A 20,202-nucleotide genomic window follows, 5' to 3' on the forward strand; every position below is an offset into this window, starting at 1 on the left:
AGCAAGAATGCATAGAGTGGAAATGTACAAATCAATAGAAACGTTGCTTGTCGAGATCCCAACCATTCGCCCTCACAAGATGGCAGTGGCGACAATGCAAACTCAGACATTGGTGCTGATCAGAATTGAAACCCAGGACGGGTTTATTGGCTGGGGTGAAGCTACCACCATTGGTGGTCTGGGCTATGGTGAAGAAAGTCCGGAAAGCATCAAAACCAATATTGATACTTACTTCAGCCCATTGTTGAAGTCACTCCATGTACAAAATGTTGCGCAGACCATGCAGGTTCTGAAAAAGAACATCAATGGCAACCGCTTTGCCAAATGCGCAATCCAGACTGCTCTATTGGATATTCAGGCACAACGATTAGGCCTACCACTTTCTGAACTGCTCGGTGGTCGTCTGCGTGACAGCGTACCGGTGCTGTGGGTATTGGCTTCTGGTGATACTGAAAAAGACATCGCTGAAGCACAGAAAATGCTGGCAGCCAAACGCCATAACTTCTTCAAACTGAAAATCGGTTCACGTGCGGTTGAAGCGGATGTGGAACACGTACTGGCGATCAAGCAAGCTCTGGGCAATGACGTTTCCATCCGTGTCGATGTGAACCGTGCCTGGTCTGAACTGGATGCAATCAAAGGTATCAGTCTGCTGCAAGCCGGTGGTGTAGACCTGATCGAACAGCCATGTGCAATTGACAATATTGATGCCATGCAGCGCCTGACCCGCCGTTTTGACATTGCCATTATGGCTGATGAATCGCTGATGGGCCCAAGCACCGCTTATAAGCTGGCGAAAACCAATGCAGCGTCCGTATTTGCAGTGAAAGTGGCCCAGTCTGGTGGCCTATTGGAAGGTCGTGATGTTGCAACCATTGCCAACCTCGCAGGGATCGACCTGTATGGCGGCACCATGCTGGAAGGTGCAGTCGGTACGATTGCTTCGGCACATCTATTCTCGACCTTTGAAAACCTAGCCTTTGGTACCGAACTGTTTGGTCCGTTACTACTGACTGAAGAGATTCTGAAAACTCCGCTGCAATACCATGACTTTGAATTGCACCTGCCACAAGGTGCCGGTCTGGGGATCCAGATGGACGAAGACAAGATTGATAACTTACGCCGTCAATAAGCACACGGATCAAGGAGTGAGACATGCTGTTTCATGTACGTATGGATGTAAATATCCCGCTGGATATGCCAGCTGAAAAGGCAAATGAAATCAAGGCTGTTGAAAAAGCCTATTCACAGGAATTACAGCGCCAGGGCAAATGGCGTCACATCTGGCGCATCACCGGCCAGTACTCAAACATCAGTATTTTTGATGTGGAAAGCAATGAAGAGTTACACAACATTTTGCAGGGCTTACCACTGTATCCATACATGGATATCGAAGTGATGGCACTTAACCGTCACCCATCTTCCATCCGTGAGGATGATACCTGATCCACTGTGGCTCAGGCCTGGAGCATTCCGGGTCAGCCAAATCTGAATCCATTCAGAGGGTAAATCAAACAAGGACTGTGGCAGCCACGTTTCAAAAGTGATTTGAAACAACAGCCACCAAAAAACAAACATACTTAAGGAGTTATAGTATGAACCGTCAAGAAATCGATGCTCTAGTGAAAAAAATGAACGTGGACACTGCAACTGGTCCAGTGGATGAACGCGTTCAACAAGTAGTCGTACGCCTTGTAGCCGACCTGTTCCAGGCAATTGAAGACCTGGATCTGTCTCAGTCTGAAGTATGGAAAGGCCTGGAATACCTGACTGATGCGGGTCAAGCCAACGAACTTGGTCTGCTGGCTGCCGGTTTAGGCCTGGAACATTTCCTAGACTTACGTGCAGATGAAAAAGATGCCAAAGCAGGCATTACTGGCGGTACGCCACGTACCATCGAAGGTCCTTTATACGTCGCAGGTGCACCTGAATCAGTTGGCTTTGCGCGTATGGATGACGGCTCTGAATCAGACAAGGTAGATACCCTGTTTATTGAAGGTATCGTGACAGATACTGATGGCAACATCATCGAAGGTGCAAAAGTTGAAGTTTGGCATGCCAACAGCTTGGGCAACTACTCATTCTTCGACAAGTCTCAATCTGACTTTAACCTGCGTCGCACCATCTTCACTGACCAGGATGGCCGTTATGTTGCGCAAACGACGATGCCAGTCGGTTATGGCTGTCCTCCAGAAGGTACCACTCAGGCATTACTGAACAAGTTAGGTCGTCATGGTAACCGCCCTTCTCACGTGCACTACTTTGTATCTGCACCGGGTTACCGCAAGCTAACCACTCAGTTCAATATCGAAGGTGACCAATACCTGTGGGATGACTTCGCATTCGCAACCCGTGAAGGCCTTGTTGCAACTGCTGTAGATGTAACTGACGAAGCTGAAATCGCGCGTCGCGGTGTAGACAAACCATTCAAACACATCCAATTCAACATCGAACTTGTGAAAGAAACTGAAGCTGCACCTTCTACTGAAGTAGAACGCCGCCGCGCAAGCGCTTAATACCCTGAGCGTATGAGTGGTCGCAGGAATGCCACCACTCAGAAGCTTCTCAAAAAATTTGGAAAGTCGGAGAACGGACATGCCACGTATTCCAGTAATTAATACCAGCCATCTTGATCGTATTGATGAATTACTTGTAGACAACTTTGAAACAGGCGAATTTAAGTTACATCGCTCTGTATTTACAGATCAGGCCCTGTTTGACCTTGAAATGAAATATATTTTCGAAGGTAACTGGGTTTACCTGGCACACGAAAGCCAAATTCCAAATAATAACGATTACTACACCACTTATATTGGCCGTCAGCCAATCATCATTGCGCGTAACCGCAATGGCGAACTGAATGCCATGATCAATGCCTGCTCGCACCGCGGTGCACAACTGTGCCGTAACAAACGCGGCAACAAGGCAACCTACACCTGCCCATTCCACGGCTGGACTTTTAACAACTCCGGCAAACTGCTGAAAGTAAAAGATCCGGTGGATGCCGGCTATTCAGACTGCTTCAACAAAGAAGGTTCGCATGACCTGAAAAAAGTGGCACGTTTTGAAAACTACAAAGGCTTCCTGTTCGGCAGCCTGAATCCAGACGTATTGCCATTGCAAGAATACCTGGGTGAAACCACCAAAATCATCGACATGATCGTGGGTCAGTCTGAACAAGGTCTGGAAGTGCTGCGCGGTTCTTCAACCTATACCTATGAAGGTAACTGGAAACTGACCGCTGAAAATGGCGCCGATGGTTATCACGTCTCTGCCGTACACTGGAACTACGCTGCAACCACCCAGCAACGTAAAGAAAAACAGGCCGGTGATAACATCCGTGCCATGAGTGCGGGTTCATGGGGTAAACAAGGCGGTGGTTCATACGGCTTTGAAAATGGCCACATGCTGCTCTGGACCCAGTGGGCGAATCCAGAAGACCGTCCAAATTATCCAAAAGCAGCAGAATATACCGAAAAATTCGGTGAAGCCATGTCGAAATGGATGATCGAACGTTCACGTAACCTGTGCCTGTATCCAAACGTCTATTTGATGGATCAGTTCGGTTCGCAAATCCGTGTATTACGTCCAATTTCTGTCAATAAAACTGAAGTGACCATTTACTGTATCGCGCCTGTCGGTGAAGAACCGGAAGCACGTGCACGCCGTATCCGCCAGTATGAAGACTTCTTTAATGCTTCTGGTATGGCTACTCCGGATGACCTGGAAGAATTCCGTGCCTGCCAGGCAGGTTATGCCGGCATCGAACTGGAATGGAATGACATGTGTCGTGGTGCCAAACACTGGGTACAAGGTCCAGATGATGCAGCCAATGAAATCGGCCTGAAACCAAAACTGTCAGGCATCAAAACTGAAGATGAAGGACTGTATCTGGCGCAGCACCAGCACTGGCTGAACATGATGAAAGACGCAATTGCAAAGGAAAAACAATTGGCAGCTGCTGAGCAACAAGGAGAAGTGGCATGAATGCACCAGCAAATTTGAACCAGGTAGGCATCGAACAGATTTCCCAGTTCCTGTACCACGAAGCGCGTTTGCTGGACGATGAGCAATGGGATGAATGGCTGACCTGCTATGCTCCAACCGCTTCATTCTGGATGCCAGCTTGGGATGATGATGACACTTTGACCCAGGATCCACAGTCTGAAATCTCGCTGATTTATTACCCAGATCGTCAGGGTCTAGAAGACCGCGTGTTCCGGATCAAGACTGAACGTTCTTCAGCGACCATGCCAGATACCCGCACCTGCCACAATGTGAATAACATCGAAGTGGTTGAGCGTGATGGCAACAAGGTTACTGTCCGTTTTAACTGGAACACGCTGAGCTACCGCTACAAAACCAGCTACAGCTACTTCGGTATGTCGCGTTATGTGATCGATTTTTCAGGCGAACAACCACAGATTTTAAGCAAATATGTGGTGCTGAAAAACGATTACATCAACCAGGTGATCGACATTTACCACATTTAAATTATCCATCGCCTAAAACCCTCCAGCCCAATGGAATGTTGGCTGGAGGTCTCCCAGATTTAAAGATTTGTTAAGGACACTCAGCCATGTCAAACCATAATGTTGCACTTCAATTTGAAGATGGCGTCACCCGTTTTATCTCTGTTGCGCAAGGCGAAACGCTTTCCGACGCAGCTTATCGCCAAAAAATCAATATTCCCCTGGATTGCCGTGACGGCGCATGTGGCACTTGCCGCGCATTTTGTGAGTCTGGCAGCTATGACATGCCTGAAGAAACTTATATTGAAGATGCTTTAACCCCTGAAGAAGCAGAACAGGGCTATATTCTGGCGTGTCAGTGCCGTCCTACTTCTGACGCGGTATTCCAGATTCAGGCATCTTCTGATGTCTGCAAAACTGAAATTCACCAGTTCCAGGGTACGCTAGCATGTGTCGAAAACCTGTCTGAATCGACCATTACTTTTGATATCCAGCTGGATGAAGGCCAACCAGACATTCACTTCTTAGCTGGTCAATATGTCAATGTCGGCATTCCTGGCACCACTGAAACCCGTTCTTATTCATTTAGCTCCAAGCCAGGCAACCGTTTAACCGGTTTCGTGGTGCGCAATGTGCCGAACGGCAAAATGAGTGAATTCCTCAGTAAAAATGCCAAAGCCGGCGACAAGATGACGTTTACAGGTCCATTCGGCAGCTTCTACCTGCGTAATGTAGTGCGTCCAGTGGTGATGTTGGCAGGCGGTACCGGGATAGCCCCATTCCTGTCCATGCTCCAAGTTCTGGAAGAAAAGGGTTCAGAATATCCGGTACGTCTGGTCTTTGGTGTGACCAATGACTTTGACCTGGTGGCATTGGAACAACTAGATGCTCTGCAGGCCAAACTGCCATGGTTTGAATACCGCACTGTGGTCGCTAGCCCGGAATCTAGCCACGAGCGCAAAGGCTATGTCACTGGTCATATTGAAAATGAATGGCTGAATGGTGGCGATGTCGATATCTACCTGTGTGGTCCGGTACCAATGGTAGATGCCGTACGTAACTGGCTGTCAGCAGAAGGTATCCAGCCAGCTAATTTCCTGTTTGAAAAATTCTCAGCGAACTGATTGAGGATATTTCGACATGACCGAACGTCAAAGATTTTTAAATAAAGTCGTAATCGTGACCGGTGCTGCCCAAGGCATCGGCCGCGGTGTAGCCATCCAGGCTGCTACTGAAGGCGCACAAGTAGTATTGGCCGATATTTCGGACTATGTGCAGGAAACCCTGGCAGAAATCGAAGCGACTGGTGGTGATGCCATCATCGTCAAGGCTAATCTGGAAACCTATGTTGGTGCCGAGGCTGTCATGGCCAAAGCACTGGAGACCTATGGACGTATTGATGTGCTGATCAACAATGTTGGCGGTGCGATCTGGATGAAACCTTTTGAAGAATTTTCTGAAGAAGAAATCGTCAAGGAAGTGAACCGTTCATTGTTCCCAACCATGTGGTGCTGCCGTGCAGTGCTACCGCAAATGATCAAGCAGCAGCATGGCACCATCGTGAATGTGTCCTCGATTGCGACTTGTGGCATTCACCGCGCGCCGTATTCAGCATCCAAAGGTGGCGTGAATGCGCTGACCGCTTCCCTGGCCTTTGCCTATGCCAAAGATGGTATCCGCGTGAATGCTGTGGCAACAGGTGGTACCGAAGCACCGCCACGCAAGATTCCACGCAATGCCAAACCGCTAAGCGAACAGGAAGAACAATGGATGCAGGATGTGGTCGACCAGACCAAGGATCGCAGCCATATGAAACGCTATGGCACGATCCAGGAACAGGTCAATGCCATTCTGTTCCTGGCTTCAGATGAAGCATCGTATATGACTGGAACTATAGTTCCTGTTGGTGGCGGCGATCAGGGTTAAACCTGATTGCATACAGGCTCATTGACCGCAAGGAGGCAACTGCAATGACACACCTGTTTCAAACCCTGAAGGATGACTGGTCGATTTCAGCCACGGTGGCAGGATTTTTAGCCGTGCTGATTTCCTATTCCGGTCCCTTGATTATTTTTTTCCAGGCGGCTCAGCAGGCACAGGTCTCGCCTGCCATGATGATTTCATGGATCTGGGGCATTTCCATTGCTGCCGCCATTTCCAGCATTTACCTGTCGGTGAAGTTTAAAGTCCCGGTAGTGATGGCCTGGTCGGCACCGGGAACAGCCCTACTGGTGACCCTGTTTCCGGAAATTTCCCTGAATGAAGCCATTGCCGCCTATATCACCACGGCGGTGGTGTTGTTCGTGATAGGTATTACTGGCTATTTCGACAAATTACTGGCCTTGATTCCACAATCTGTCGCTGCCGGGATGATGGCTGGGATTTTGGTGAATTTTGGACTGGGGCTTTTTACTGCTACCGAAAACATGCCGATCATCGTGACCAGCATGCTGCTGGTATTCCTGATCGCGAAACGTTTTAACCCACGCTATGCCATGCTCTGGGTACTGGGTGTGGGGCTGGTCCTGAGTTTGATTTTTGGCAAATTCCAGCCTGTTACCATGAATTTCAGTATCGCTATTCCTCAATTCATCCAGCCGGAATGGAGCTGGAATTCTACCCTGAACTTGGCACTCCCACTGATTCTGGTCAGTCTGTCGGGCCAGTTCCTGCCAGGCATGAGTTTATTAAAACTGTCCGGTTACAACGTTCCAGCCAAACCGATTATTACCACTGCCAGTATCACCTCACTGATTTTTGCCTGTTTTGGCGCCATTACTACAGTGCTTGGTTCGATTACTGCAGCCCTGTGTATGGGTGCAGATGCGCATGAAGCCAAAGACAAACGCTATATTGCCGGTATCTGTAATGGCCTGTTTTACATCCTCGGTGGTCTGTTTGCTGGCAGCATTGTGTTGCTGTTTAGCCTGTTTCCAAAAGAACTGGTTGCTGCACTGGCTGGGCTGGCTTTACTCGGTGCAATTTCCAGCAACCTGACCGTGGCCATGCAAACCGAAAACCAGCGTGAATCTGCCCTGATTACCTTTCTGGCTACTGCTTCTGGCATGAGCCTGTTGGGCATGAGTTCCGTGTTCTGGGGCATCTGTATCGGCCTGCTGGCGCACTTTGTACTTAGCCCAAAGAAATCTTCACTGCAAACAAATTTAGCTTCTGATTCAAAACGTGCCTGAGTGATAGGCAGTAAAGGAAAGATTATGATTGATAAAAGTTCTGCTTCACTGGTTGAAGCACTTTCACAAATCAAAGATGGATCAACCATCATGATTGGTGGTTTCGGTACCGCAGGTCAGCCTGCTGAACTGATTGATGGCCTGATCGAGCTTGGTGTAAAAGATCTGGTGATCGTTAACAATAATGCCGGTAATGGCGACTATGGCCTGGCGAAACTGCTGAAGACCGGCGCAGTTCGTAAAATTATCTGCTCTTTCCCGCGCCAGTCAGACTCATGGGTCTTTGACGAGCTGTACCGTGCCGGCAAGATCGAACTGGAACTGGTACCTCAGGGCAACCTGGCCTGCCGGATTCAGGCTGCCGGTATGGGACTTGGTCCAATCTATACTCCGACTGGTTTTGGTACCTTGCTGGCGGAAGGTAAACCGACCCTGAATTATGAAGGCAAAGATTACGTTTTAGAAAATCCAATTAAAGCGGATTTTGCACTGATCAAGGCACATAAAGGCGATCGCTGGGGCAATCTGGTCTATCGTAAATCGGCACGTAACTTCGGTCCAATCATGGCTATGGCGGCAGATGTGACTATTGCCCAAGTTGCTGAAGTCGTTGAACTCGGTGAGCTGGATCCAGAACACATCATTACCCCGGGCATCTTTGTCCAACACGTTGTCCAAGTACAACCGGTACAGTAATTCAGGAGCAAAATCATGAGCTATATCAAACTGACCCGTGACCAGATTGCTGAACGTGTTGCCCAGGACATTCCTGATGGTGCCTATGTTAACCTTGGTATTGGCTTGCCGACCAAGATTGCCAGCTATCTTCCTGCAGACAAGGATGTTTTCCTGCATTCTGAAAATGGCCTGCTGGCTTTCGGTCCGCCACCTGCCAAAGGTGAAGAAGACCCTGAACTGATCAATGCCGGTAAAGAATTTGTGACCATGCTGACCGGCGGTGCCTTTTTCCACCATGGCGATTCTTTCGCCATGATGCGTGGCGGTCACCTGGACATTGCGGTACTCGGAGCTTTCCAGGTCGCTGAAAATGGTGACCTGGCCAACTGGCATACTGGTGCACCGGATGCAATTCCTGCTGTCGGTGGCGCGATGGATCTGGCCGTCGGTGCCAAGAAAGTCTTTATCACTACCGATCACATCACTAAAAAAGGTGAACCGAAGATCGTTGCTGAACTGACTTATCCTGCCACTGGCCTGAAATGTGTAGACCGTATCTATACCGATCTGTGCGTGATTGATGTCACGGCTGAAGGTATGAAAGTCATTGAAAAAGTTGAAGGTCTGTCATTTAAAGAATTGCAGTCGATGACGGGTGCGAAACTGATTGATGCGACTCAGGGTTAATAATCCCTCCTAACCTCCCTGAGCAAGTTTTAAAGCACTGCTTTTAAAATTCAGCGCAAGAAAGGGAGAAAAAGTCCCCCTTTTATAAAGGGGGATTTAGAGGGATTTAAAGGAACAAGGAATTTAATAAATGAAAAACGCATATATCATCGATGCCATTCGTACCCCATTCGGTCGTTATGCCGGTGGACTGGCACCTGTTCGTGCCGATGACCTGGGTGCGATTCCGATTAAGGCTTTGATGGAACGTAACCCAAGTATCAACTGGGAAAAAGTAGATGACGTAATTTTCGGCTGTGCCAACCAGGCCGGTGAAGATAACCGCAACGTGGGTCGTATGTCCGCTCTGCTTGCAGGTGTACCTTATCAAGTGCCAGCCACTACCATTAACCGTCTCTGCGGATCCTCCCTGGATGCGGTAGCCATTGCGGCACGTGCCATTAAAGCAGGTGAAGCGAATTTGATTGTTGCCGGTGGTGTGGAATCCATGTCACGCGCCCCTTTTGTCATGGGTAAAGCGGAGACCGCTTATGGCCGTGCACAAAAGATCGAAGACACCACCATGGGCTGGCGTTTTATCAATCAAAAACTAAAAGAACTGTATGGCGTGGAAACCATGCCGGAAACTGCGGAAAATGTGGCAACACAGTTCAATATCAACCGTGAAGATCAAGACAAGTTTGCCCTGACCAGCCAGCAACGTACTGCAGCGGCACAAGCCAAAGGTTTCTTTAAAAATGAAATCGTGCCCGTGGTCATTCCTCAGCGTAAAGGCGAACCGGTTGTGGTAGATACCGATGAACATCCTCGTGCATCTACAACACTGGAAGGTTTAACCAAGCTAAAACCAGTTGTAAAAGCGGATGGAACCGTGACTGCCGGCAATGCTTCTGGCATTAACGATGGTGCAGCTGCATTACTGATTGCATCTGATGAAGCGGTTGCAGAATATGGTCTTAAAGTGCGTGCCAAAATTATTGGCTCAACCGTGGTCGGTGTAGAGCCACGTATTATGGGCTTTGGTCCGGCACCGGCGATCAAAAAGCTACTGGCCCAGACCGGTTTGACACTAGATCAGATGGATGTGATTGAGCTGAATGAAGCCTTTGCTGCACAGGCACTAGCCGTGACCCGTGACCTTGGCCTTCCAGATGATGCTGCGCATGTAAACCCGAATGGTGGAGCCATTGCCATTGGCCATCCACTCGGTGCTTCCGGTGCCCGTCTGGTGACCACTGCCTTAAACCAGCTGGAACAGACTGGCGGTAAATATGCTCTCTGCTCTATGTGTATCGGTGTGGGTCAAGGTATCGCGCTGATTATTGAACGTGTTTAAAAATCCCTCCTAACCTCCCTTTCTTGCACAAGGCTTAAGCAGTGCTTATGCCTTGTTCAGGGAGGAACTTTTAGAAGGAAATAAAAGGAATAACAAATGCCAACATTTACATCGAATGATGCCCAGATTAATTACCAGACTTTTGGGGATGCTAGCAAACCTGCATTGGTATTTTCCAATTCACTGGGTACCAAATACAGCATGTGGCTGCCACAGATTGATCATTTTCAGCAGGATTATTACGTAATCTGCTATGACACCCGTGGTCATGGTGGTTCGGAAGCACCGCAAGGCCCATATAGCCTGGAGCAGTTGGGTCAGGATGTCGTGAATCTTCTGGATCATTTGAACATTGCAAAAGCTACATTCTGTGGTATTTCTATGGGTGGCTTAACCGGTCAATGGTTGGCGATTCATAAGCCAGAACGTTTTAGCCAGGTGATTGTCTGCAATACTGCAGCCAAAATTGGCCAGGAACAGGCATGGCAAGACCGTGCTGCGCTTGTCCGTGAGCAAGGTCTTACTCCGATTGCTGCAACTGCGGCATCACGCTGGTTTACCGATCCCTTTATCCAGAGCAACCCGGCAGTCGTTGCAGAACTTTCAAACGACCTCGGAGCTGGCAGCCCAGAAGGCTATGCAAACTGCTGTGAAGCTCTGGCTAAGGCGGATGTCCGCGAACAACTTAGCAGCATTCAAATCCCTGTGCTGATTATTGCGGGTCAGCAGGATCCGGTGACGACTGTTGCAGATGGTCAGTTTATGCAGCAACGTATTGCGAATAGCCAGTTGTTTGAAATCAATGCTTCGCATATTTCAAATATTGAACAGCCGGAAGCCTTTAATCGGGCAGTACAAAATTTTCTTGCTGCTTGATTCATTGTTGTAAAAAAAAGCCACGATATTTCGTGGCTTTTCTTTTATTCGTGTATTGGTTAAGCCCAGATCACCAGCATCGCTGCAATCACCACTAATCCCAAGCCCCAGTGCTCGGCACGCGCCAGTTTTTCTTTAAAGAAATAAGCGGAAATTAGCAGACTGAACAGGATTTCGATTTGTCCCAAGGTTTTCACGATTGGCACACTCATCATACTCATGGCGGTAAACCAGCCGAGGGATGCCATAAAGCTACAAAAACTGACTTTAAAAGTAAGTCCCAAACGTTGCCACATGGCGACTAAGGTTTTTCGACTAAACAGGCTCAGGTAAATCAGCATACTGATGCACTGGAAACCAATCACTGAAATCAGTACCCATGAAGCACGATGTATGGTTGGCAACATCGGTAGTTCCAGGCTGGCTTCACGGACCAAGAGCGAGGTAATAGCAAAGCTTAAACCACTTCCGATTCCGATGGCTAAAGTCATGGTGGATAAACCAGTCAGCTGATTGCCTTTACTGAGCAGAAATACCGCATAACCACCGATCAGTACTCCGATCCATGCGAGTACAGAAAGATGATCTGACAGGAAAATCACTCCGATAATGGCAGCCAGAATCGCTTCACTTTTTGCCAGTCCAACGCCAATCGCATAATTTTTCTGTTTAAACAGCTGTACCATCAAGGCGGTTGCCAGAATCTGGCTGATACCGGCAATCAGGATATAGATCCAATACTTCGGGGTAAAATGCACCACACTTTCTACCGGTTTGAAGTGGTATAAACTCGCGATATAAAGTCCAGCCAGAGGAAATCCAAACAGGAAACGCGCTAGCGTCACGCCCCAGATATCAACAGTGGTGCTGAGCTGTTTTTGAAAGGCATTTCGCCAGGCTTGCATAAAGGCAGCCATCAAAGTAAAGAAAATCCAGCTGATTGCCATACGGTCATCTGCTAATACATTAAAAGTAAAATATTTTATGCATTAGCAGACGTTATGACTAATTAAAAATGGAATGTGGGTTAATAGCAGAAAGTTTGGATTGCTTATTTATTTCTTTTTAAACCAAGAAGATCTAAACGCGGATGGTTTGGAACATTTATCCCGTAACCATTCGGTATCCTTTCAGCTACATAGAATGGAATTTTCTGTTCCTCACAAATCTTCTTTAATAACTTCTTATTAGAGTCTTCGATTTTGATTCCTGAAATAACAGTACATAGCAATTTTTCTTTAGGAAATTTTTGTATTGGATTCTTAATTTCATGTTTTAAGATACGAAATTCTTTTTCATACTCCCAATCAATAGCCTTTGATAAATACACTTTATTTGTAATTGCTGGGCTTTCTAAATTTTTCCTATCTACTTTAGAAACAATTGGTATCGAACTGAGATATTGGACTGGTATTGGTAAAAAATTTAAAAGCTCTAAACCCTCTTGGAGTTCTTTTTTAGAAAATTTAAATTCTATTAAAAAACCAGTATGGTTTTCTGCATAATGTGACCACATGAGAATATTTAATGGATTATGATTTAAACAACAAACACCAAAATTCTCATGTAGTTTTCTAAAGTAGCTCAGATCATCCATTTCTTTTTTCTGAACGTGTTTTACTTGGCGAGCTAGCAATATTCTTTTAGCAGGAGAAACTTTTGGTAATCCCCCTTTTTGTATAATCGATCGCAATTCTGTAGCGGAATGAAAGTGATCTTCTGAAATACCATAAACACAATCAAATGGGTCATTAAATTCAGCAGGTGGAGTAAAACGAATCGTTCCATCTTTCAAAATAGCCAACGATCCATTAGAAAACCGTACATGCTTATATAAGTAAATATAGTTATGATCTTGATGTACAAAGGGGTATTCAGAAATATTTTGCAAGTTTAGAAACTCTTTTAAGTCATTAGATTTTTCTTTTTGTATACCTTTCGCGCAAACATCACAAGCTAGCAATTAATACTTTCACCTTCCTCCCAATCTTCTCTTAAAGGGCATAGGTATCTACACAATTTCCATGTTTTGCGTTAAATTGAAGAGCATGCTCTTCAATTTTAACATCTCTCGCTTAGATCAGCGCCTTGTCAAACGTTACAACAACCTCGTTCAACTCAATATGAATCCTCTTGCTTCACTTGCTCCTGCAATCAAAGATATTGCCTCTGCTCAAAAAAATAGTTTCGCAACGACGCAAGCTGTATGGCGGTTTTTAAATAATGATAAAATCTCATTTAAACAATTAAATGAACCTATTCAAAAACTTGCTTGTGATCAGATTAAGACATCGCTGCATCGTTATGCTTTAGTTATTCATGATTGGTCACAAATCCAATATGTGACACATCGTAATAAAACCCAAAAACTCCAAAGGACACATCAGTACGACTCAGGCTATGAATTACAAACGAGCTTACTTGTTGATGCTGCTTCTGGACTACCTGTTGCTCCATTAGCTCAGACCCTTTCTAGTGCTTCAGGTTGCTATTCGACATTCAATGAGCAACAGACCGAACGTAAAACCCATTTAGACTCCCTTTCTGAACAAATTCAAAAAGTTGAACAGTTTCCTCTTGATAAAACCTGCGTACATATTATTGATCGTGAAGGAGATTCCATTGCTCATCTCAGGGAATTAAGCAGTCATGGTTTTCAATGGCTTATTCGAGCAAAGGAAGGAAATCGGATTGAGCATCAGGGTGAAATATGTAAAGTTGGAGAAGTTGCTGAACGTATCGAAATACAGCAAGTGAAACCCATTTCTTATAAGGGTAATCAACATATGCTTTATGTTGGAGAAACCAATGTTCGGCTTACCCGTGCTGCAAAATCAAATAAAAAAGATTGTTTAGGTCAAAGAGTTGCTCCTCAGAAAGGTGCTGCAATTGAGGCTAGACTGATTATTGCTGTGGTTAAAGATATTAATGAAAAGACAGTTGCAAGATGGTCATTGATCAGTAATGTACCAACTGAGATTACCGCAGTAGAACTGACGACTTGGTATTACTGGCGTTGGTCAATCGAATGTTATTTCAAACTTCTCAAGCAAGCAGGCCATGATATTGAGTCATGGCTTCAGACTACGCCAGAAGCGATTTTAAGGCGTTTGCTAATCAGTTGTATGGCTTGTGTGTTGACGTGGAGAGTACAGCGTTGTACAGATGAACAAAATCAGAAAGTCCGTGCATTTTTGACTAGACTTTCAGGTAGACAACAGAAAAGAGGCAAGGTAGAGAGTGCGCCTGCCATATTGGCAGGACTCTCGATTTTACTAAATACTCTTCAACTGCTCTCAGAATATTCAATAGATGAACTGAATGAAATCGCAACTATTGCACTAGGTACCTAAAGATGTGTAGATACCTATGCTTAAAGGGAGAAGGAAATATAACAAATTAAAATCCCTCCTAACCTCCCTTTGGCAAAGGGAGGAAAGTCCCTCTTTATAAAAGAGGGATTTAGGGAGATTCTTAAAACAAGAAATAACGCTGCGCCATCGGCAACACTTCTGCCGGTTCACAAGTCAGTAACTTGCCATCTGCCCGTACTTCATAAATCTCCGGATCAACTTCCATCACCGGACAGTAAGTATTCAGCTTCATATCCTTTTTCTGGATATTTCGCGTGTTCTTACATGGACTGATCAGCTTTTTCAAACTTAGTTTTTCATGTACACCAGCATCAATCGCCACCTGTGACAGGAAAGTAATACAGGTGTTGTGCACGCCACGCGGATACGCACCAAACATCGGACGGTAATGCACTGGCTGTGGCGTTGGAATTGACGCATTGATGTCGCCCATTGGCGCTGCTGCAATCATGCCACCTTTAATGATCATTGAAGGTTTTACACCAAAGAAAGCCGGTTTCCATAACACCAGATCCGCCAGTTTACCTTCTTCCACCGAACCAATTTCATGACTTAAACCATGAGTAATTGCAGGGTTGATCGTATATTTGGCGATATAACGTTTCACGCGGTTATTGTCATGCGTTGCATTATCACCTTCTAAAGGTCCACGCTGTACCTTCATTTTATGGGCGGTTTGCCAGGTACGAATCACTACTTCACCGACACGGCCCATCGCCTGCGAGTCTGAGGACATCATGGCAATCGCACCCATATCCTGCAAAATATCCTCTGCGGCAATGGTTTCACGACGGATACGGCTTTCAGCAAAAGCCACATCTTCTGCAATTGCAGGATCAAGATGGTGACAGACCATCAGCATGTCCAGATGCTCATCAATGGTATTGATGGTATATGGACGGGTTGGATTGGTTGAAGATGGCAATACATTCGGCTGACCAATTGCTTTCAAAATATCGGGCGCATGTCCACCACCCGCACCTTCGGTATGGTAAGTATGAATAGTACGATTTTTAAATGCCGCTAAAGTTTCTTCTAGAAAGCCACTTTCATTTAGTGTGTCAGTATGGATCGCCACCTGTACATCATATTGATCTGCCACAGTCAAACAGTTGTCAATGGCAGCAGGTGTAGAACCCCAGTCTTCATGTAGTTTCAGGCCCACTACACCGGCTTTAATTTGCTCTGCTACTGGTTCAGGTTGGCTTAAGTTACCTTTACCCAATAAACCAATATTCATTGGCAAGTCATCAATGGCTTGTAGCATGGTGGAAATGTGCCAAGGGCCTGGCGTCACTGTCGTTGCAGATGTGCCTGCTGCCGGACCTGTACCACCACCGATCATAGTGGTAATACCAGACATCAGTGCAGTTTCGACCTGTTGCGGGCAAATCCAGTGAATATGGGTATCTACACCACCGGCTGTCAGAATCTGTCCTTCACCGGCAATGACTTCCGTCGCAGCACCTAGGGGAATGGTAATATCTGGCTGAATATCCGGGTTACCGGCTTTCCCAATTTTCCAGATGCGACCATTTTTTAAGCCTACATCAGCTTTAACAATTCCCCACCAGTCTACAATCAAGGCATTGGTAATCACCGTATCCGCGACTTCATCAGCAAGTAACTGGGATTGCCCCATACCATCACGAATAACCTTACCACCACCAAATTTGACTTCTTCACCATAGGTGGTCAGGTCCTGTTCGACCTCAATAAACAGCTCGGTATCGGCTAGACGGACACGGTCACCGACGGTTGGACCAAACATTTCCGCATACGCGCGGCGTGACATTTTCATTTTATTGTTATCTCCTTAGTCCAACTTACCCATGACACGACCCGCAAAGCCATACACTTCACGCTTGCCTGCCAATGCTACTAGCTCTACATCGCGGCTTTGTCCCGGCTCAAAACGTACCGCTGTGCCTGCAGCAATATTCAGGCGATAGCCTTTGGCCTGTTCACGGTCAAACTGCAAAGCATCATTCGCTTCATAAAAATGAAAATGTGAACCGACCTGGATTGGACGGTCACCAGCATTGGACACTGTGAGTTTTAAAGTCTGCCGACCGACATTTATTTCAATATCCAGATCTGGCGTAATAATTTCACCTGGAATCATAATCTGCTCCTAGACAATCGGCTGATGCACAGTGACAAGTTTGGAACCATCCGGGAAAGTCGCTTCCACCTGAACTTCAGCAATCATTTCCGGCACGCCTTCCATCACGTCTTCACGCTTGAGCAAGGTTGTACCGTAGTGCATCAGTTCACTCACACTCATGCCATCACGCGCACCTTCCAGCAGGGCTGCCGAAATATAAGCAATTGCTTCCGGGTAATTCAGTTTCAGCCCGCGTGCCTTACGACGCTCTGCCACCAGTCCTGCAGTAAAAATCAGTAGCTTGTCTTTTTCTGTGGGATTGAGTTCCATATCTCTTTCCTAATGTATTTCAATTTTTTAAAGCAAATTTTGTGCAAGGTTATAGTTCCTCCCTGAACAAGGCTTAAGCACTGCTTTAAACCTGGTGCAAGAAAGGGAGGTTAGGAGGGATTTAATTACCCTCACCCTAACCCTCTCCCATAGGGCATAGGTATCTACACATCTTTAGGTACCTAGTGCAATAGTTGCGATTTCATTCAGTTCATCTATTGAATATTCTGAGAGCAGTTGAAGAGTATTTAGTAAAATCGAGAGTCCTGCCAATATGGCAGGCGCACTCTCTACCTTGCCTCTTTTCTGTTGTCTACCTGAAAGTCTAGTCAAAAATGCACGGACTTTCTGATTTTGTTCATCTGTACAACGCTGTACTCTCCACGTCAACACACAAGCCATACAACTGATTAGCAAACGCCTTAAAATCGCTTCTGGCGTAGTCTGAAGCCATGACTCAATATCATGGCCTGCTTGCTTGAGAAGTTTGAAATAACATTCGATTGACCAACGCCAGTAATACCAAGTCGTCAGTTCTACTGCGGTAATCTCAGTTGGTACATTACTGATCAATGACCATCTTGCAACTGTCTTTTCATTAATATCTTTAACCACCGCAATAATCAGTCTAGCCTCAATTGCAGCACCTTTCTGAGGAGCAACTCTTTGACCTAAACAATCTTTTTTATTTGATTTTGCAGCACGGGTAAGCCGAACATTGGTTTCTCCAACATAAAGCATATGTTGATTACCCTTATAAGAAATGGGTTTCACTTGCTGTATTTCGATACGTTCAGCAACTTCTCCAACTTTACATATTTCACCCTGATGCTCAATCCGATTTCCTTCCTTTGCTCGAATAAGCCATTGAAAACCATGACTGCTTAATTCCCTGAGATGAGCAATGGAATCTCCTTCACGATCAATAATATGTACGCAGGTTTTATCAAGAGGAAACTGTTCAACTTTTTGAATTTGTTCAGAAAGGGAGTCTAAATGGGTTTTACGTTCGGTCTGTTGCTCATTGAATGTCGAATAGCAACCTGAAGCACTAGAAAGGGTCTGAGCTAATGGAGCAACAGGTAGTCCAGAAGCAGCATCAACAAGTAAGCTCGTTTGTAATTCATAGCCTGAGTCGTACTGATGTGTCCTTTGGAGTTTTTGGGTTTTATTACGATGTGTCACATATTGGATTTGTGACCAATCATGAATAACTAAAGCATAACGATGCAGCGATGTCTTAATCTGATCACAAGCAAGTTTTTGAATAGGTTCATTTAATTGTTTAAATGAGATTTTATCATTATTTAAAAACCGCCATACAGCTTGCGTCGTTGCGAAACTATTTTTTTGAGCAGAGGCAATATCTTTGATTGCAGGAGCAAGTGAAGCAAGAGGATTCATATTGAGTTGAACGAGGTTGTTGTAACGTTTGACAAGGCGCTGATCTAAGCGAGAGATGTTAAAATTGAAGAGCATGCTCTTCAATTTAACGCAAAACATGGAAATTGTGTAGATACCTATGCCCATAGGGAGAGGGAATTTTTACTTCTGACTCATGAAGTTCTCCCTCCCACTGGGAGGGAGTTAGAGTGAGGGATTCTTTAAATCTCGCTAAGTCCTCCAAATCCTCGGAAACTCTTCATCCAGCCCAAACCAGTAACGGCGCAAACGAGCACGAATTGCTGCAAATGCATCATGACATTGACGTACATCATCTCCGAGATAACGGGCTGTCACCACATCATCCAGCGCAGTCAAAGTCACTGGCACATCCATACGCATAATCAGTTCACGAATCAGATCCAGATGCTCATCCAGATAAAAATTGGCGCGGTATTTTTCCGGCGGCACGGCCCAGAAGCTACCCATCACGGCATGACCATTCATCCCTAGACAGGATTTTAACCATCGATCCTGACCGACAAATTTCAGTTGATCCGCAACCAACAGCTTTGAACCGCGATATAGCAAAAATCGGCTACGATAACCGCCCTGCTCAAACTGCTCGGAACGTGCCTGACGACCTATTACCAGCATGTCCCAGCCAATAAAGCTGGCAGTTTGATCGAGCTGAATCGTGGTAGACGCATGCGCATTGGCACCATCAAACAGCATGGTTTCCTGTGGCAGCCATTCAAAAATGCCCTGTTCTTCCACCCGGATATCAATATGTTGATAGGCCTGTTTCAGATTGGTCTTGTACCATTTGCCTGCACCCGGTGTAGTGACCAGACCATGTGCATTCGCTCCAACCTTCATGTCAAAGCTGAGATGATCACCACCGGCAATCCCGGCAGGTGGATGCACAATGATGGCGTGGCAGACCCCAGTTTTTTCAGGCCACAGCATTTTCTGCACGCGCACTGGCCCTTCATGCCTGCGATGCTGCAGGATGGTTCGTCCTGTGCTGGCATCGGCTTCAAAGCCCAGTTGCAAACGTGCAAACCAGAGTTTTGTTGCCGATCCGTGTTCTGCTTCTACCACACTATTCATATTGCTGTGCACTAATCCTGACTGAGTTAAGCCTTAAACAGCCCTTGTTTTTCAATGAATTCGATAATCTGATCCAGACCTTCTTTGGTTTTCATATTGGAAAACAGGAATGGCTTGTCACCACGCATACGTTTTGCATCCTGATCCATCACTTCCAGGCTTGCACCTACCATTGGCGCCAGGTCAGTTTTGTTAATGATGAGCAGGTCTGATTTGGTAATCCCCGGGCCACCTTTACGTGGAATCTTTTCACCACCGGCAACGTCAATCACATATAAAGTCAGATCAGAAAGCTCAGGACTAAAAGTCGCTGCAAGGTTATCACCACCACTTTCAATAATGATCAGCTCCAGCCCATCGAACTTTTCACACAAGTCATCAATCGCAGCCAGGTTAATCGAGGCGTCTTCACGAATCGCAGTATGCGGACAACCACCGGTTTCTACACCGACAATACGGTCTGGCGACATTGCTTCATTGCGGGTTAAAAAGTTGGAATCTTCCTTGGTATAAATGTCATTGGTGACCACAGCCATATTGTATTTTTCACGCAGTGCCTGACATAAATTCAGGGTTAAAGCAGTTTTACCCGACCCCACTGGACCACCGATACCAACGCGTAATGGACTACGTTCTGACATAATTTTTCCTTTAA

21 protein-coding genes are annotated in these 20,202 nt (G+C 46.0%); 13 read left to right on the top strand and 8 right to left on the bottom strand.

The genetic code is table 11. The features are described 5' to 3' along the window. Positions 1-22: 22 nt before the first annotated feature. The 12 genes from ABEF84_RS08240 to pcaD all read left to right on the top strand — a co-directional run bounded on the left by ABEF84_RS08240 (position 23) and on the right by pcaD (position 11,240). Positions 23-1,132 carry a muconate/chloromuconate family cycloisomerase gene (locus ABEF84_RS08240; RefSeq protein WP_347473651.1) on the top strand — a complete coding sequence of 370 codons (1,110 nt, stop codon included), beginning with the start codon at positions 23-25 and terminating at the stop codon, positions 1,130-1,132. 23 nt (positions 1,133-1,155) lie between these two features. Beyond that, entirely contained in the window at positions 1,156-1,446 is a 291-nt protein-coding gene (gene catC, locus ABEF84_RS08245; protein WP_347452690.1) for a muconolactone Delta-isomerase, read from the top strand. Positions 1,447-1,595: 149 nt separating this feature from the next. Then, the gene (gene catA, locus ABEF84_RS08250; RefSeq protein WP_347452691.1) at positions 1,596-2,516 is read left to right on the top strand and encodes a catechol 1,2-dioxygenase; all 921 of its coding nucleotides are present in this window, start codon (positions 1,596-1,598) and stop codon (positions 2,514-2,516) included. 79 nt (positions 2,517-2,595) lie between these two features. After that, complete coding sequence (gene benA / locus ABEF84_RS08255; RefSeq protein WP_034588186.1) at positions 2,596-3,987, top strand: benzoate 1,2-dioxygenase large subunit; 1,392 nt, start codon at positions 2,596-2,598, stop codon at positions 3,985-3,987. Next, entirely contained in the window at positions 3,984-4,493 is a 510-nt protein-coding gene (benB, locus tag ABEF84_RS08260) for a benzoate 1,2-dioxygenase small subunit (RefSeq protein WP_347473652.1), read from the top strand. The genes benA and benB overlap by 4 nt, the downstream gene beginning before the upstream one ends. Before the next feature lie 86 nt (positions 4,494-4,579). After that, positions 4,580-5,596, top strand: coding sequence for a benzoate 1,2-dioxygenase electron transfer component BenC (benC, locus tag ABEF84_RS08265; protein WP_347452693.1), 1,017 nt, complete (start codon positions 4,580-4,582; stop codon positions 5,594-5,596). A gap of 16 nt (positions 5,597-5,612) precedes the next feature. After that, the gene (gene benD, locus ABEF84_RS08270; RefSeq protein ID WP_347452694.1) at positions 5,613-6,398 is read left to right on the top strand and encodes a benzoate diol dehydrogenase BenD; all 786 of its coding nucleotides are present in this window, start codon (positions 5,613-5,615) and stop codon (positions 6,396-6,398) included. Between the two features lie 44 nt (positions 6,399-6,442). Beyond that, positions 6,443-7,663 (top strand): benzoate/H(+) symporter BenE, encoded by a 1,221-nt coding sequence (gene benE / locus ABEF84_RS08275; RefSeq protein ID WP_347452695.1) that lies wholly within the window; start codon positions 6,443-6,445, stop codon positions 7,661-7,663. A 24-nt stretch (positions 7,664-7,687) separates the two neighbouring features. Next, positions 7,688-8,359 (top strand): 3-oxoacid CoA-transferase subunit A, encoded by a 672-nt coding sequence (locus ABEF84_RS08280; RefSeq protein WP_347455562.1) that lies wholly within the window; start codon positions 7,688-7,690, stop codon positions 8,357-8,359. A 15-nt stretch (positions 8,360-8,374) separates the two neighbouring features. Further along, entirely contained in the window at positions 8,375-9,028 is a 654-nt protein-coding gene (locus ABEF84_RS08285; protein WP_347454931.1) for a 3-oxoacid CoA-transferase subunit B, read from the top strand. Positions 9,029-9,158: 130 nt separating this feature from the next. After that, positions 9,159-10,364, top strand: a complete 1,206-nt coding sequence (pcaF, locus tag ABEF84_RS08290) for a 3-oxoadipyl-CoA thiolase (protein ID WP_347454930.1) — start codon at positions 9,159-9,161, stop codon at positions 10,362-10,364. 96 nt (positions 10,365-10,460) lie between these two features. Continuing rightward, positions 10,461-11,240 carry a 3-oxoadipate enol-lactonase gene (gene pcaD, locus ABEF84_RS08295; protein WP_347456834.1) on the top strand — a complete coding sequence of 260 codons (780 nt, stop codon included), beginning with the start codon at positions 10,461-10,463 and terminating at the stop codon, positions 11,238-11,240. A gap of 59 nt (positions 11,241-11,299) precedes the next feature. Here the strand turns inward: pcaD and ABEF84_RS08300 are convergent, their stop codons facing one another. Continuing rightward, positions 11,300-12,187, bottom strand: coding sequence for a DMT family transporter (locus ABEF84_RS08300; RefSeq protein WP_347456833.1), 888 nt, complete (start codon positions 12,185-12,187; stop codon positions 11,300-11,302). 104 nt (positions 12,188-12,291) lie between these two features. Beyond that, complete coding sequence (locus ABEF84_RS08305; RefSeq protein WP_347452700.1) at positions 12,292-13,203, bottom strand: DUF2971 domain-containing protein; 912 nt, start codon at positions 13,201-13,203, stop codon at positions 12,292-12,294. A 160-nt stretch (positions 13,204-13,363) separates the two neighbouring features. On the opposite strand from ABEF84_RS08305, the gene ABEF84_RS08310 reads away from it, so the two are divergent. Beyond that, a complete protein-coding gene (locus ABEF84_RS08310) occupies positions 13,364-14,593 on the top strand; it encodes a transposase (RefSeq protein WP_168419539.1) in 1,230 nt (409 codons plus the stop codon). Positions 14,594-14,714: 121 nt separating this feature from the next. Here the strand turns inward: ABEF84_RS08310 and ureC are convergent, their stop codons facing one another. The 6 genes from ureC to ureG all read right to left on the bottom strand — a co-directional run bounded on the left by ureC (position 14,715) and on the right by ureG (position 20,188). After that, positions 14,715-16,415, bottom strand: a complete 1,701-nt coding sequence (gene ureC, locus ABEF84_RS08315; RefSeq protein ID WP_347452701.1) for an urease subunit alpha — start codon at positions 16,413-16,415, stop codon at positions 14,715-14,717. A 15-nt stretch (positions 16,416-16,430) separates the two neighbouring features. Next, a complete protein-coding gene (locus ABEF84_RS08320; RefSeq protein ID WP_347452702.1) occupies positions 16,431-16,739 on the bottom strand; it encodes an urease subunit beta in 309 nt (102 codons plus the stop codon). A 9-nt stretch (positions 16,740-16,748) separates the two neighbouring features. Then, on the bottom strand, positions 16,749-17,051 hold the full coding sequence (gene ureA / locus ABEF84_RS08325) for an urease subunit gamma (protein WP_034588229.1): 303 nt from the start codon (positions 17,049-17,051) through the stop codon (positions 16,749-16,751). Positions 17,052-17,225: 174 nt separating this feature from the next. Next, positions 17,226-18,455, bottom strand: coding sequence for a transposase (locus ABEF84_RS08330; protein ID WP_168419539.1), 1,230 nt, complete (start codon positions 18,453-18,455; stop codon positions 17,226-17,228). A 210-nt stretch (positions 18,456-18,665) separates the two neighbouring features. Then, on the bottom strand, positions 18,666-19,547 hold the full coding sequence (locus ABEF84_RS08335) for an urease accessory protein UreD (RefSeq protein ID WP_347452703.1): 882 nt from the start codon (positions 19,545-19,547) through the stop codon (positions 18,666-18,668). Positions 19,548-19,573: 26 nt separating this feature from the next. Further along, positions 19,574-20,188 carry an urease accessory protein UreG gene (gene ureG / locus ABEF84_RS08340; RefSeq protein WP_347452704.1) on the bottom strand — a complete coding sequence of 205 codons (615 nt, stop codon included), beginning with the start codon at positions 20,186-20,188 and terminating at the stop codon, positions 19,574-19,576. Positions 20,189-20,202: the final 14 nt, after the last annotated feature.

The organism is Acinetobacter sp. ANC 7912, assembly GCF_039862785.1.
Classification (GTDB): Bacteria; Pseudomonadota; Gammaproteobacteria; order Pseudomonadales; family Moraxellaceae; genus Acinetobacter; species Acinetobacter thermotolerans.